We start from the raw sequence: 14,498 nt of genomic DNA, 5'->3' as shown, positions 1-14,498 counted from the left end.
AGAAGGCCGGGCAGCCGGCGGGGAGAGGGCGCAATGACGAAATGAGAGGACGCGATCGAGAACAAAGAAGCCTCGCCTCCGCTGCCGGGATCCGGCGGGAGGCGAGGCTTCTTCGCGCTTTCCCTTACGTCAGCAGGATCCGCTTGCCGTACTCGAGATGCTCCTCCATCCGCGACGCGGCTTCGGGACCGCGGCCCTCCCGGATCAGCTCGAAGATGCGCAGATGGTCTTCGTAGGAGGAGCGGATGCGGTTCACGTCCTTCCGCAGCACGCGCAGCGCGATGCGGTACAGCATGTCCTGCAGGCGCTCCATCGTTCGCGCGATTTCCGAATTATCGTACACGTCGGCCAGCTTGGTGTGGAACGCGGTGTCCGCTTCCGTAAACCGCGCGTGGTCGTTGACCTCGATGCATTCCCGCTGCACGCGCAGATTGTCCTCGAACCAAGAGACGTCATCACTGCTCCAAGCCCGCGTCGCCAGCCGCTTCGCGATGTACGACTCGATCGCGATGCGGAAGTCGAAAATTTCGACGACCTGCGTCAGCGAAATTTCGGTGACGATCAGCCCTTTGTTCGGCGTATATTTCGCGAGCCCCTCGACGTCCAGCCGCTCCAGGGCGGAACGGATCGGCGTGCGGCTCATGCCGAGCAGCTCGACGAGCATGCGCTCCGTTAAGAAGTCGCCGGGCTTCAGCTCCCCGTTCAGGATCGACTTGCGGAGCTCGATATAAGCTTTCTCTTTCAACGTAACGGCCGTCATGAACGGCAGCCCCCTTATGTCGTCTGGAATTCCGGCAAGCCTTGAAGATAGACGACGCTTTGCCGGAACCACTCCCATTCCAGCGCGACCGTGTCCTCGACCGAGCCTTGGTACGGCGGCCACAGCTCGAGGATCGCGTTCGGCCGTTTGCCCTGCTCGCGAATCGTCGTCAGCAGGCGCGGTATATCCAATTTACCATATCCGGCCGGCGTGCCCAAGACGACGAACCCCATCTGATGGTCGATTCTCGTAATATCGAAATCTTTAATATGAAGATTGATAAGATAAGGCGTCAAATCGGCGATGACGCGATCCGGGGCGTCAAGCGCGCTGAACGAGTTGACGGTATCGAGACAGCACCCGAGATATGGGCTGCCGACGTCGTCGAACAGCCGGACGAGCTGCTTGGTCGTATGGAGGCCGTGGTTTTCCAACGCGATGGCGATGCCGGCCGCTTCGTACGCGGGCAGCGCCGCCGACAGCTGCTCCCGGACGAGCGCAAGGTCGGTCGTCGCGGCGAGCGTGCGCACGAACGGGGAGCCGAGTTCGCGGGCGATCGCGAGGTAGTCGAGCAGCAGCGCCGGGTCGGTGCCCCGGGTGCCGACTTCAAGAGCGACGCCGGCCGCGTCGGCTTCGCGCTTCAGCCGCCGCCGCTCGATCTCCGGCCAGCGGTGCAGCGGGATGTTGTCGGCGATCTGAACGAGCGAGAGGCCGCGCTCCGCCGCGATGCGGATCAGGTCGAAGGCGGTGACGGGAGCGGAAGGCATGCCGTACGCGGGCACGCCGATCGACCAGGCGAACGTGTAGCTGCCGATGCCGAGCTTCATAAGATTCCTCCCATGGGAAAAGGATTGGTATCAAAATTATCGTTGCGGCCGATTGAAAAGTCAATACATATTGTATACAATCCGTATATAATGATGAATTCATAACCTTTTCCTAGGAGGAATTTCGCATGACGACCATCGCGTTAATCGGCGCAGGCGGGAAGATGGGCTGCCGCATTACGGACAATTTGAGGAAGGGGACGGACCCCGTTTATTATGTAGAAATCAGCGAACGGGGCCTCGCCAACTTGGCGGACCGCGGGCTGGCCGCGACGCCGCAGGCCGAGGCGGTGCCGAACGCCGACGTCGTCGTTCTCGCGATCCCGGACGTCGCGATCGGCAACGTGTCGGAAAGCGTGGTGCCGGCGATGAAGTCCGGCGCGATGCTGATCGTGCTCGACCCGGCCGCGGCGTACCTCGGCAAGCTGCCGAAGCGCGAGGACGTCGCGTATTTCGTGACGCATCCATGCCATCCGCCGGTGTTCAACGACGAGACGACGCCGGAGGCGAAGCGCGATTTCTTCGGCGGCGTGGCGGCGAAGCAGGCGATCGTCTGCGCGCTCATGCAAGGCCCGGAAGAACAGTACGCCGTCGGCGAGTCGGTCGCGCAGGCGATGTACGCGCCGATCTTGCGCACGCACCGCATTACGGTGGAGCAGATGGCGATGCTCGAGCCGACGATGGCGGAGACGATCTCGTCGATGATGGTGACGGTGCTCGGCGAAGCGATGGACGAAGCGGTGAAGCGCGGCGTACCGTACGAGGCGGCGAAGGATTTCATGCTCGGACATATTAACGTGCAGTTGGCGATCGTTTTCGAAAAGACGAACCCGTTCTCGGACGCCTGCCTCGTCGCGATCGAATACGGCAAGAAAGCGATGCTGAAGGACAACTGGAAGGACCTCTACGACCCGGATCGGGTGTACGATCAGATCGACGTCATGCTGCATCCGGAGAAGCTTCCGGCGAAGCTCGAGTCGTTATAAGAAGGAGGTTAACCCCATGACGAAAAGGTGGAAGGTCGGTCTCGTCGGCACCGGCTACTGGTCCGATAAGCATCTGAAGGCGTGGAGCCGCATCGAAGGCGTCGAGATCGCCGCGCTGTGCAATCGCAGCCGCGCGAAGCTGGAGGCGCGGGCGGCGGAATTCGGCGTGCCGGAAAACCGATTGTATGGTACGATCGATGAGATGCTGGAAGACGCCGACATCGATATCGTCGATATCGTGACGGGGCCGGAGACGCATGTCGAATTCGTGACGAAGGCGGCCGCGGCCGGCAAGCACATCATGTGCCAGAAGCCTTTCGCGCCGACGCTCGAGGACGCGGAGCGGATGGTCGCGGCGGCGCGGGACGCCGGGGCGCGGCTGATGGTGACCGAGAACTGGCGTTGGCTTATGCCGTTCCAGCTGATCAAGCGGACGTTGGACGAGGGAACGATCGGGAAGGTCAAGGCCGTCCGGTATATTCATACGGACTATTACACGCCCCGATTCGCGCCGAGCGTCGCGATTCCGCAGCCGTTCTTCCGCGACATGCCGAAGCTGCTGTTCTACGAGATGGGCGTGCATTGGTTCGACACATGGCGGTTCCTCTTCGGTACGCCGAAACGTCTGTACGCCGAGACGGCGACGATCAGCCCGCATATCGCCGGCGAAGACTCCGGCGTCGTCGTGCTCGGGTACGAAGACTTCTACGGCTTCCTCGATATGAGCTGGGCGACCCGACAGAAGCTCGACCGCCCGCTCGGCGACGCCGTTCAGCCGGTCCATCTGGAGCAGATGGCGATCGATGGGGAGAACGGGACGATCAAGATGTATACGGACGGCCGCATTACGATCGTCAACCGCGACGGGACGGATGAACGGGCGTTAGCGGAGTCGACGTACCTCGACCACGAGGAGAGCCACTTCCGACTGCAGTCCCATTTCGTGGAATGCCTCGAGACGGGCGCCGAGTTCCAGACGAGCGGCGAGGACAATCTCGTCACGCTGCGGATGACGTTCGGCACGTACGAGAGCGCCGCGGAGCATCGGGCGATCTTCTTCGAAGGAGCGGGAGGCGAACGGGATGAGGCATGAGCTTCGCGCGGGACCGTTGTCGGTCGCGCTGGAGGATGGGACGCTGCGTTACGTGCGGGCCGGCGGCCGGGAGGTCGTGCGCCAAGTGTACGTCGCGGTGAGAGACCGGAACTGGGGCACCGTGCCTCCCCGGTTTACGATGTACGACGTCCGTCAAGCGGCGGACGGGTTCGAGGCGCGCCTCGCGGCGGAGACGGCGCAAGGCGACATCGACTTCATCTGGGAGGGCGTCGTGACCGGGACGGCCGACGGCGCATTGGAGTTTCGGATGCGGGGCGAGGCCCGGTCCGACTTCCTTCGGAACCGGATCGGCTTCTGCGTGCTGCATCCGGATACGCTCGCGGGCGAACGCGTCGTCGTCGCGTCGGAGGACGGCGAGACGGAGGGAGCGTTCCCGGAGCGCATCTCCCCGCATCAGCCGTTCTTCGGCATGATCGCCCTGCGCCACGGGGTGCCCGGCGCGTCGGGCCTTGAGGTAGAGATCGCCTTCGAGGGCGATCTGTTCGAGATGGAGGACCAGCGCAATTGGACCGACGCCTCGTTCAAGACGTATTGCACGCCGCTCTCGCGCCCGTTCCCGGCGCAGGTGCGGCGCGGCGACGTCGTCGAGCAGGTCGTCCGGATTCGGGTGACCGGGGCGGACGAAGCAGGCGCCGGCGGAGATGCTTCGAAGGAGGCGCCGGTCCGTCTGCGAGCGGAGCGCCGGACCGTCGGGGCGCTGCCGCCGCTCGGCCTCCTGTACGACGCGGTCGCGGACGGCCCGATCGGCCCTGACGCCGCAGCGTTATTGAAAGCGCTGCCGATCGACTTCCTGTACGCGGCGGTGTCGTTGGACGACGCCGCGTGGGAAGCGGCGCTCGACGGCGCGGCGGCGGGGGCTGCCGCGCTCGGGCTGCCGCTCGCGATCGCGGCGACGGCCGCGGCGGACGATCGCGCCGCGGAGCGGCTCGCGGCGTGCTGCGCGCGGCTCGCCCGCTCGGGGACGCGGCTGCGCGCGTTCGCCGCTTTCGGGGCCGGCGCCGTCACGACGGCGGCGCGGGCCGAGGCGGCGCGGGCGGCGCTCGACGCCGCCGGCTGCGGCGCGGTGCCGCTGCTCGGCGGCTCGCGGGCGAACTACGCGGAGCTGAACCGCGCCGCGGAAGCGGGGACGATGCCGTACGACCGGCTCGACGGGGTGTGCCTCGCGATGAATCCGCAGGTGCACGCGTTCGACCGGGCGTCGATCGTCGAGACGCTGCCGATGCAGGCGCTCGTCGTCGCGAACGCCCGCGAGGCCGCCGGCGGCGCGCCGATCCACGCCGGGCCGGTGACGTTCACCCAGCGGGTGAACGCGGCGGCGACCGGCGAGGCGGGCGCGCGGACGCACGACCCGCGGGAGCGGGAGCCGTTCGCGGCGGCCTGGACGCTGGGCAGCCTGCGGCGGCTCGCGGAGGCGGGGGCGGCGTCGATCGCGGTCTGCGACGCCGTCGGCGAGAGCGGACTCGTCGCGACCGACGCGTCCGGCGCGGCCGCGCCGACGCCCGCGTACCGCCGGCTGTTCGCGGCGCTCGGGCCGTACCGAGGCGCGCTGCTCGGCGCCGTCCAATGCGGCGACGCTAGCGTCGAAGCGATCGCGCCGCTGAGCGCCGCCGGCATGCGCCTGCTCGTCGCGAACGTTAGCGACGCGCCCCGCGCGGTCCGGCTGGAGGCGCCCGGCGCCGTCGGCTTCGCCGCGAACCGGGAGGGCGCCGAAGCGCCTGTCTTGTCCGAAGCGGACGGAACGATCTCGTTCGAACTACAACCGTACGAGATCGCGAGATTCGATTTGAATTATTGATTCTACGAATTCATCATTACGCGAGGTGTTGGAAGCATGCTGCGATATACGCCGCCGGCGAACGGATTTCCGGAGTGGAACAACAATCCTGACATTTTCGAAGTGAACCGCATGAAAGCGCACGCGACCCTGATGCCGTACGATACGGTGGAAGCGGCGCTGGCCGGAGACCGGTACGCGTCGCCGTATTTTCTATCGTTGAACGGGCTCTGGAAATTTCGGTACGCGGAGCGTCCGGAAGAGAGGGAGCGGGAGTTTTACCGCGAGGATTACGATTGCTCGGCGTGGGACGACATTCCGGTTCCGTCGCACTGGCAGCTGCATGGGTACGACGCCCCGCAATATACGAATATCAAATACCCGTGGGAAGGGAAGGAGACGCTCGATCCGCCGTTCGCTCCCTCGGAGTTTAATCCGGTCGGGTCGTATGTCCGTTCCTTCACGGTACCTGATGCTTGGGCCGGAAAGCCGGTACATATCAGCTTTCAAGGCGTGGAGTCGGCGTTCTACGTATGGGTGAACGGCCGTCTCGTCGGATATAGCGAGGATACGTTCACGCCGGCGGAGTTCGACCTGACGCCCTACCTCGTCGCCGGCGAAAACAAGCTCGCGGTCGAAGTATACCGCTGGTGCGACGCGAGCTGGCTCGAGGACCAGGACTTCTGGCGGCTGTCCGGCATTTTCCGCGAGGTGTATTTGTATGCGACGCCGGCGCTGCACGTGTACGATTTCTTCGCGGCCGCGACGCTCGACGCGAATTACGAGCACGGCAGCCTGCAGGTGAAGGCGCTCGTGACGAGAACGGGCGGCGCGCCGGAGGCGGCGACGCTCGAGGCGGCGCTGTACGACAAGGACGGGCGCGTCGTGCCGGGCTCCGAGGCGCTGCTCGACGTCGCGTTCGACGCCGGCGCGGCGGAACGCGAGCTGTCGTTCGCGCGCGCGATCGACCGGCCGCTGCAGTGGAGCGCCGAACATCCGCATCTGTACACGCTGGCGCTCGCCCTGCGCGACGCGGACGGCGCCTTGCTCGAGACGGTGAGCTGCCGCGTCGGCTTCCGCACGTTCGAAATCGACGGCGGGCTGATGAAGATCAACGGACAGCGAATCGTCTTCAAAGGCGTCAACCGCCACGAGTTCCATTGCGACCGGGGCCGCGCGGTGACGTACGAGGACATGCTCGCCGACATCAAGCTGATGAAGGCGTACAACATGAACGCGGTCCGCACGTCGCACTATCCGAACCATCCGCTCTGGTACGATCTGTGCGACGAATACGGATTATACGTGATCGACGAGACGAATCTCGAAACGCACGGCTCTTGGTTTTACGGCCAAGAGGGCGAAGGCGGCGCGCTGCCGGGCAGCAAGCCGGAATGGAAGGCGGCCGTGCTCGACCGCGCCAATTCGATGCTGCAGCGGGATAAGAACCATCCGTCCATCGTCATGTGGTCGCTCGGGAACGAGTCGTTCGGCGGGGACAACTTCCTCGCGATGCGGGATCTGCTGAAGGCCGCGGATCCGACGCGACCCGTCCATTACGAGGGCGTGACGATGTACCGCGTCTCCGAGGCGGCGTCCGACGTCGAAAGCCGAATGTATTCGAAGCTGCCGGATCTGTACGAATACGCGGAGTCCGCCGAGCCGAACAAGAAGCCGTTCGTGCTGTGCGAATACGCGCACGCGATGGGCAATTCGCTCGGCAATCTCCATAAATACGTCGACTTGTTCTACCGATACCCGATCCTTCAGGGCGGTTTCATATGGGATTGGATGGATCAGGCGCTGCGCAAGCCGACGCCGGACGGAACGTCGACGTACCTCGCGTACGGCGGCGACTTCGGCGACTTCCCGAACGACGGCAACTTCTGCGGCAACGGCCTCGTCTTCGCCGATCGGACCGTCTCTCCGAAGCTGCCCGAGGCGAAGGCGTGCTACCAGAACGTCGCGTTCGAAACGAACGACGCGAAGACGGGCGCGTTCCGCTTGACGAACCGGTTCTTGTTCACGAACCTCGACGCGTTCGACCTCGTCTGGACGCTGTCGAACAACGGCGTGCCGGTCGAGCGCGCGACCGCGTCGGTCGCGGCGGGGCCGGGCGAGCGCGCGGACGTCCGCCCGCCGTTCGCGCTGCCGGAGAGCGTTCGGCCGGGCGAAGAGTACGTGCTGACGGCGAGCTTCGCGCTGCGCCGCGACGAGCGGTGGGCGAACGCGGGGCACGAGGTCGCCTTCGGCCAGCTCGCGCTCGAGCTGCCGACCGCCGCGGCCGCGGCCTCTGCCGTAAGCGACGCCGCGCCGCTGACGGTCGCGGAAAATCTCGTCACGCTGCAGGTGACCGGCTCGGATTTCAGCGTCTCCTTCGAAAAGCGCACGGGACATCTGACGAGATATCGGTACCGGGGCCAAGATCTCGTGACCGTTCCGCCGGCGCCGAACTTCTGGAGAGCGTATACCGACAACGACCGCGGCAGCTTCCATCACGTCCGCTGCGCCCCGTGGCGGCTGGCCGGCGCCGCGCGGCAGATGAAGTCGTTCCGCAGCGAAACGTCCGAAGGCGCCGCGTTCGTCGAAGCGGTCTATGAATTGCTCATGCCGGTCGCGGCCGCTTCGTCGAAGACGACCGTTACGATCGCCTACACCGTGCATCCGAACGGCGAGGTCGAGGTGAGGGAGACGTTGTCGCCCGGCGAAGGACTGCCGGAAATCCCGGAGATCGGCATGCTGTTCGTGTTGAACGGCCGGTTCGACCGCGTGCGCTGGTACGGCAACGGTCCGCACGAGACGTACTGGGATCGGATGAACGGCGCGAAGCTGGGCGTCTACCAAGGGCTTGTCGGCGAGCAGCTGGCGCCGTATTTGCGGCCGCAGGAGAGCGGCAACAAGACCGAAGTCCGCTGGGCGTCCGTGACGGACGAGAACGGCTTCGGCCTGCGGTTCGACGGCGATAAGGCGATGGAGTGGAGCGCTCTGCCGTATACGCCGACCGAGCTCGAGAGCTGCAGCTATCCGTATCAGCTCCCGGCGTTCGCCGGCAAGACGGTCGTGCGCGCGAACTATCGCCAGATGGGCGTGGGCGGCGACGACAGCTGGGGCGCGAAGGCGCATCCGGAATATACGCTGAAGGCGGACCGTACGTACGCGCATGCATTTCGGTTCCGCGGAATTTCCGCCACATAAAACCAACGCCCATGGGTTACCATAGCCGTAAAACATTCCGATAGGAGTGAACGGCTGTGAGAAATCGTACTTCGTATTCCCCGCTGGCTTCGTCGGAGATCGGGATCTTGTGGATGACGTATCTGGAGAAGACGATGACGGATCGGATGCTGCGATATTTCATCCGCCACGCCGATGGCGACGAGCCGAAGGCGCTGCTGACCCGTCTGCAAGCCGAGGCGAGCGGCTTTATCGACCGCGTGCGCGAACTGTTCGAACAGGAACGCGCCGCCGTCCCCGTCGGCTTCGGAGACGAAGACGTCAACGAGCGGGCTCCGGCGATGTTCACCGGCCGATTCGACGTATCGTTCGTTCGCGTTATGGCGAAGATTACGTCCGGGTTAAGCGCGCTGCATTTGACGATGTCGTATCGCGAGGATATCCGAAGACTGATCCAAGACATGTCGACGTGCTCGCAGCGGGCGTACGGCGACGCGACGGAGCTGCTGCTCGCCCTAGGGCTGCTCTCCCGACCTCCGATCGTATCGCCGCCCCGCGAGACCGAGTTCGTTGAGGACCTCGTATACATGAAGGGGCAAGGGGTTTTGCGCAAGGCGCGCCCGATCAACCTTGTCGAGTCGGCGCATCTGTATCAACAGATGGAGACGAACGTCGTCGGCTTCGAGCTGATGACGGGCTTCGCGCAAACCGCCCTCGAGCCGGAGGTGAAGCGGTACTTCGAAACCGGCCGGGAGCTGGCGCGGGATACGGTCGACATGATCCGAGCCGTCTTCATGGAGAGCGACATGAGTCCGTCGCCGTCTACGTCCGGACGCGCTTCGGAATCGACGACGCCGGCGTTTTCGGACAAGCTGATGATGTACTGCACGAACATTCTGACGAGCTTCGGGCTCGGCGGCAACGCGCTCGGCACGTCGTTCAGCCTGCGCAGCGACCTGCCGCTCAAGCTGGGCGCGCTCATGACCAAGGTGTTCAACTTCGCCCAAGAGGGCGGCAAGCTGATGATCAAGCATGGATGGATGGAAGAACCGCCCCAAGCGGAAAATCGCCCCGAGCTGATCCGCTCGTAGGTGCCTCGAATATGGAAAAAGGAACCGCAGCCGAGACATTCGGCAGGGTTCCTTTTTTTCGTTGCGAAGGACGGTCCTATCCCTTCGGCTTGATGACGTCGTGATCGACGTACCGATCGCCGTTCAGCTCGCTGATCAAGTTGATCGCGACCTTCGCGCCGTCGCCGGCGGTGATGATCCCGTGCACGCTTACGCCCGCGGCCGTGCCGGCCGCCCATACGCCGGGCACGCTCGTCCGGCCGTCGGCGTCGACGTCGAAGATCGTCTTCACGCGCGGCTCCGTGCCGGGCTTCGTCGCGGCGCCGAGCTTCTCGCCGAACTCGACGGAGAAGCCGGTCGCGAGCACGACGTGCTTCGCTTGGAAGCTCGCGCCGCCGGCGGTCGTTATCGCGAAGCCGCCTTCGATGGCGGAGACGTCCGTCGCCTCGTCAAGGACGTATTCCGCGCCGAGCTTCTTCAGCTGCGCGACGCCGATGTCGACGAGCGAAGGTCCGTCGATTTCCGGAATGCCGTAGAAGTTCTCGAACCAAGCGCGTCGCGTGACGCCCTTGTCGCTGTCGATCACGACAGTGCTCTTGCCTGCTTTCGCCGTGAATATCGCGGCGCTGGCGCCTGCCGGACCGGCGCCGATAATAGCGATGTCGTACATAGGTTTCTACCCCTTCCAAGGATGAATAGGTCGTTCTTTTCCCTATTATGCTGCACTAGACTAACTTTATCAACTTAGATGTTAAATAATTAACGGGATAAGCGCGCGAGTTCCTGCTCCACCTGCCGGACGACCGCGCCGATCGCGGGCGTCTCCGCGGTGCGCAGATGCGCCAGCAAGCCTTGGACGACGGCGTCGGCCGGGTCCGGCTTTCGCAGCTCGTGTTCGAGCACGACGGCGTAGCTGTGCAGCTCCTCCCGTTTCGCCTCGTCGAGGGCCGATTCCCGGATCGTCTCCCGGAGCATGCGCATCCAATGCGCCCGCAGATCGACGCGGGCGTCGCGCTCGCCTTCGCCGGCCGCCGCGGCGGCCGCGGGACCTAACAGCATTCGTTCCGTCAACATCGGAGGTCGGCCCTTCCTCAGCATCCCGTCCACGACGTCCTCCAGCCGATCCGCGAGGAACGGGGCCAACACGGCGATGTCGAATTCGACTTGGTGGAGGATCAAGTACCCGGTGTATTGCCCCACCAGCGCCTGCAACGCGGCGACGGCATCCATCGCGTACGGGCCGACGGTTTCGCCATAGACGTCCATGACGTCCGCAAGCGACCATTGCACCGAGCGGATACGCAGATCCATCATGAATTTTTTCAGTTCCTCGTTGACGTGGATCGAACGTTCGTTCAGCAGCATCGTGAAGAACGCTTTATGCTCGTAACCGAACCGGAGCTGGCTTTCCAGCTTGCGGACGAGCCGCTCCCTTGGGGACAAGCCGGGGGAGGAAGACGCCAAGGCGACTTCCTCGAACATTCGGTGTACGGTATGCTTCAAGGCGGAGACGAGAAGATCGTCCTTCGACTTGAAGTGAAGGTACACGGACCCCTTGGCGATGCCGACCGATTCCGCGATATCTTGGATCGACGTCTCGTGGAACCCCTTGTTGGCGAACAGCTGGAGCGCAGCTTCGATGATTTGTTTTTTCTTATCGTGAATCGCGGACACGTTTTCACCTCGTTCTATTAAACAACTTCCTCGATGCGGGACTTGCGAGGCGTAATGGCTGCAACGTTTTACGCGATCATACCATAGTACTGACTAGACGGTCAAAATCAGAACTGACCGTTCATTCCATCATTGCCGCTGGCGGTATTCCGTGGGCGACATGCCGAACCTCTTCCGAAATTGCTTGGAAAAGTATAACGCATCCGCGAACCCCACCGACGACGCGACCTGCTCTACCGACCAATGGCTCCGCAGCAGCGACTTCGCCCGTTCCAGACGAATTTGCATCAAAAACTGCATCGGTGAAAGGCCGATCGCGTCCTTGAACATCTTGGACAAATGCGTACGGTGGTAGCCGAGCGACTTCGACAGCTGCTCGATCGAGATCGGCTGGGCGTATTGCAGCTCGAGCCAGCGCATCGCCTGCTCGACTTGGCGCCGCGCGGCCGTGCCCGCGGTCGGGGGCGCCGGCAGACGATCGGGCTCGGCGAGCGCAAGCTCGCGCAGCAGTAGGCGCAGGCAGCCCGCCGCCTCCAGGTCGGCGAGCGCCGGATGCTCCGCGTCGCGCAGCGAGCTCCTGAGCCGGCGATATAGAGCTAGCGCATTGCGCGTCCCGCTCCCCCGGACGACGGGGCGTTCAGGCGTAAGGCCGAGCTGCTGCAGCAGCGGCTCGCATCGATGTCCTTGGAAGGCGACCCATACGTATTCCCATGGCTGTCGCGCGGCGGCGACATATTGGTGCAGCGAACCCGGGAAGATCATGAAGGTGTCTCCCGCACCACAAATGTAACGCTTCCCATCCAACATAAAATCTCCGTTTCCTGCGGTGACGGTATGAAATAAATAGTAATCGTGAACGCCGGGTCCGGTGTTATGCAGCTCCATCGGACGCGCTTCTCCGCTGAATAACACCGTAATTTCGCCCCGGCTCTTCTCCGGATTGACGTAACTCGCGAAGCTGTAATGCTCGGGAAACATCCGCCGCCCCCCTAGCCGTTTTCTTTCATCGTACTCCATCGCACTACAAATATCCATATGTCTCTTCGTTTCCTCCATACCCAGTCCTATGGAATTCGCCTATATTTGAAGAGGAGAAACGCACATTGATCTGGAGGGGTAACGTTGACGAAGATTACGTTTCTAGGCGCGGGAAGTACGGTATTTGCGAAGAACGTCTTGGGCGACACGATGATGACGCCTGCGCTTCAGGGCTTCGAATTGGCCCTGTTCGATATCGACAAACAACGATTGAAAGATTCCGAGATGATGCTCAACAACCTGAAGCGGACGACCGGCAGCGCTTGCGTCATTAAGGCGTACGACGACCGGAAGGAAGCGCTCCGCGGCGCCAAGTACGTCGTCAACGCGATTCAAGTCGGCGGCTACGATCCTTGCACGATCACGGACTTCGAAATTCCGAAGAAGTACGGCTTGCGCCAGACGATCGCGGACACGGTCGGCATCGGCGGCATCTTCCGGAACTTGCGAACGATCCCGGTCATGCTCGACTTCGCGAAGGATATTCGGGAAGTATGCCCGGACGCATGGTTCCTCAACTACACGAACCCGATGGCCGTGCTCACGAACGTCATGAACACGTACGGCGGCGTAAAGACGGTCGGTCTGTGCCACAGCGTGCAGGCGTGTATCCCGCATCTGTTCGATAACCTCGGGATCGACAAGGAAGGCGTACAAGCGAAGATCGCCGGCATCAATCATATGGCGTGGCTGCTCGAGGTCACGAAGGACGGCGTCGACCTGTACCCGGAAATCAAGCGCCGAGCGGTCGAAAAGCAGAAGGAAAAACACGGCGACATGGTGCGCCTCGAGATGATGCTGAAGTTCGGCTACTACATTACGGAGTCGTCCGAGCATAACGCGGAATATCACCCTTACTTCATTAAGCGGAACTATCCGGAGCTGATCGAGCGCTTCAACATTCCGCTGGACGAATATCCGCGCCGCTGCGTAAACCAAATCGAGAGATGGGGGAAAATGCGCGACGAACTCGTCAACGACGCCAACCTCACCCACCAACGGTCGCATGAATACGCGTCGTATATGTTCGAGGCGATGGAGACGAACGTGCCGTTCAAGATCGGCGGCAACGTCATGAACACCGGCCTCATCACGAACCTGCCGCGAGAGGCGTGCGTCGAAGTGCCGTGCCTCGTCGATCGGAGCGGCGTGACGCCGACGTACGTAGGCGATTTGCCGCCGCAATGCGCCGCGCTGAACCGCACGAACATCAACACGCAGCTGCTCACGATCGAAGCCGCGATCACCGGCAAGAAGGAGCATATCTACCACGCGGCCATGCTCGACCCGCATACGTCCGCGGAGCTGTCCATGGACGACATCATCGCGATGTGCGACGACTTGATCGAAGCGCACGGCGACTGGCTCCCGCAATATAAATAAGAAACATCGAAAACCCAGGGCGAGGTAGCTCTGGGTTTCTTATATGGGGCGGGTGCTCTCTCTTCGGGCTTCTTTCTAAGCTGATGTCGTCTGCTCAGGCGGGAAGAAGCTCGGCCGCGTCCGGCGCAGGCGAACCAACGGCTTACACGCATGATGCGATGCGACGCTTCCGGGGAGGGAGGATTCTGTGCGCGCCTTCTTTCCAAGCTGATGTCTTCTGCTCAGGGAACGGGCGCTGTGTCTCGCCTCCTCGAACGGTGTCAGACCTTTCTATGGGCTCAGGCGGAGAAGAACGCCTAACCGGCGCGTCTCTCGGCGCCGAAGCAAAGCTTGTCCCATTCGTCGCGCAAGGAAATTCCCTTGGCGGCGGCGTTCCAACGATAGCAGAATTCGTTGAGATAGCTCCGCAGGTATTTCGTGCCGACGCCGTTGAACAGCCGGTTCATCCAGCCGCGAGCCTCTAGGATGCAGTCTCGAAGCGGGCTATGGTGCATCCGATCGGAATTCAGCCATAACGCGTCCGCACTTGGATCAACGTGTTCTTCAAGGATGCGCGCCTTCCCGTGCGCGGTCGGTTCTTTGAACCCGCGGACGAGACGATCTCGAGGCACGAACCCGAGCTTCAACGCGGTCGGCTTGCCGTCTCTCCCGACGGAAGCCGAGACGGACACGACGCGTTCGCACCGGTAGTGCCGGTG

At 63.1% G+C, this 14,498-nt stretch carries 11 protein-coding genes and 1 pseudogene; 6 read left to right on the top strand and 6 right to left on the bottom strand.

Annotated elements, in window-relative coordinates:
• Positions 1 to 124: 124 nt before the first annotated feature.
• Entirely contained in the window at positions 125 to 760 is a 636-nt protein-coding gene (locus FE782_RS16580) for a GntR family transcriptional regulator (protein ID WP_138195360.1), read from the bottom strand.
• A 14-nt stretch (positions 761 to 774) separates the two neighbouring features.
• Positions 775 to 1,587: a sugar phosphate isomerase/epimerase family protein gene (locus FE782_RS16575; RefSeq protein ID WP_138195359.1), complete on the bottom strand. Its 813-nt coding sequence runs from the start codon at positions 1,585 to 1,587 to the stop codon at positions 775 to 777.
• 128 nt (positions 1,588 to 1,715) lie between these two features.
• Here FE782_RS16575 and FE782_RS16570 point away from each other — a divergent pair, with 128 nt between their 5' ends.
• The 5 genes from FE782_RS16570 to FE782_RS16550 are packed head-to-tail and all read left to right on the top strand — an operon-like array spanning position 1,716 to position 9,726.
• On the top strand, positions 1,716 to 2,573 hold the full coding sequence (locus tag FE782_RS16570) for a phosphogluconate dehydrogenase C-terminal domain-containing protein (RefSeq protein ID WP_138195358.1): 858 nt from the start codon (positions 1,716 to 1,718) through the stop codon (positions 2,571 to 2,573).
• Positions 2,574 to 2,589: 16 nt separating this feature from the next.
• Positions 2,590 to 3,666: a Gfo/Idh/MocA family protein gene (locus FE782_RS16565; protein ID WP_138195357.1), complete on the top strand. Its 1,077-nt coding sequence runs from the start codon at positions 2,590 to 2,592 to the stop codon at positions 3,664 to 3,666.
• On the top strand, positions 3,656 to 5,482 hold the full coding sequence (locus FE782_RS16560) for a D-apionate lactonase family protein (RefSeq protein WP_138195356.1): 1,827 nt from the start codon (positions 3,656 to 3,658) through the stop codon (positions 5,480 to 5,482). Before FE782_RS16565 ends, FE782_RS16560 begins: the two co-directional genes overlap by 11 nt.
• Positions 5,483 to 5,518: 36 nt before the next feature.
• Positions 5,519 to 8,656, top strand: coding sequence for a beta-galactosidase, LacZ type (gene lacZ / locus FE782_RS16555; RefSeq protein WP_138195355.1), 3,138 nt, complete (start codon positions 5,519 to 5,521; stop codon positions 8,654 to 8,656).
• Positions 8,657 to 8,712: 56 nt separating this feature from the next.
• Entirely contained in the window at positions 8,713 to 9,726 is a 1,014-nt protein-coding gene (locus FE782_RS16550; RefSeq protein WP_138195354.1) for a DUF3231 family protein, read from the top strand.
• 76 nt (positions 9,727 to 9,802) lie between these two features.
• On the opposite strand, the gene FE782_RS16545 is transcribed toward FE782_RS16550, so the two are convergent.
• From FE782_RS16545 to FE782_RS16535, 3 genes are all read right to left on the bottom strand, one after another.
• On the bottom strand, positions 9,803 to 10,375 hold the full coding sequence (locus tag FE782_RS16545) for an FAD-dependent oxidoreductase (RefSeq protein ID WP_138195353.1): 573 nt from the start codon (positions 10,373 to 10,375) through the stop codon (positions 9,803 to 9,805).
• A gap of 89 nt (positions 10,376 to 10,464) precedes the next feature.
• A complete protein-coding gene (locus tag FE782_RS16540; RefSeq protein WP_158299423.1) occupies positions 10,465 to 11,379 on the bottom strand; it encodes a TetR/AcrR family transcriptional regulator in 915 nt (304 codons plus the stop codon).
• Between the two features lie 129 nt (positions 11,380 to 11,508).
• Positions 11,509 to 12,357, bottom strand: coding sequence for an AraC family transcriptional regulator (locus tag FE782_RS16535; protein WP_138195351.1), 849 nt, complete (start codon positions 12,355 to 12,357; stop codon positions 11,509 to 11,511).
• Positions 12,358 to 12,501: 144 nt separating this feature from the next.
• On the opposite strand from FE782_RS16535, the gene FE782_RS16530 reads away from it, so the two are divergent.
• Positions 12,502 to 13,800, top strand: a complete 1,299-nt coding sequence (locus tag FE782_RS16530) for an alpha-glucosidase/alpha-galactosidase (protein WP_138195350.1) — start codon at positions 12,502 to 12,504, stop codon at positions 13,798 to 13,800.
• A gap of 296 nt (positions 13,801 to 14,096) precedes the next feature.
• Here FE782_RS16530 and FE782_RS32320 read toward each other — a convergent pair.
• Positions 14,097 to 14,498: pseudogene (locus FE782_RS32320) on the bottom strand (hypothetical protein); the annotation flags it as partial.

This window comes from Paenibacillus antri (assembly GCF_005765165.1).
GTDB classification, from domain to species: domain Bacteria; phylum Bacillota; class Bacilli; order Paenibacillales; family YIM-B00363; genus Paenibacillus_AE; species Paenibacillus_AE antri.
Note: the sequence above shows the minus strand (reverse complement) of the source record. Positions and strands in the feature narration are given on the sequence as shown.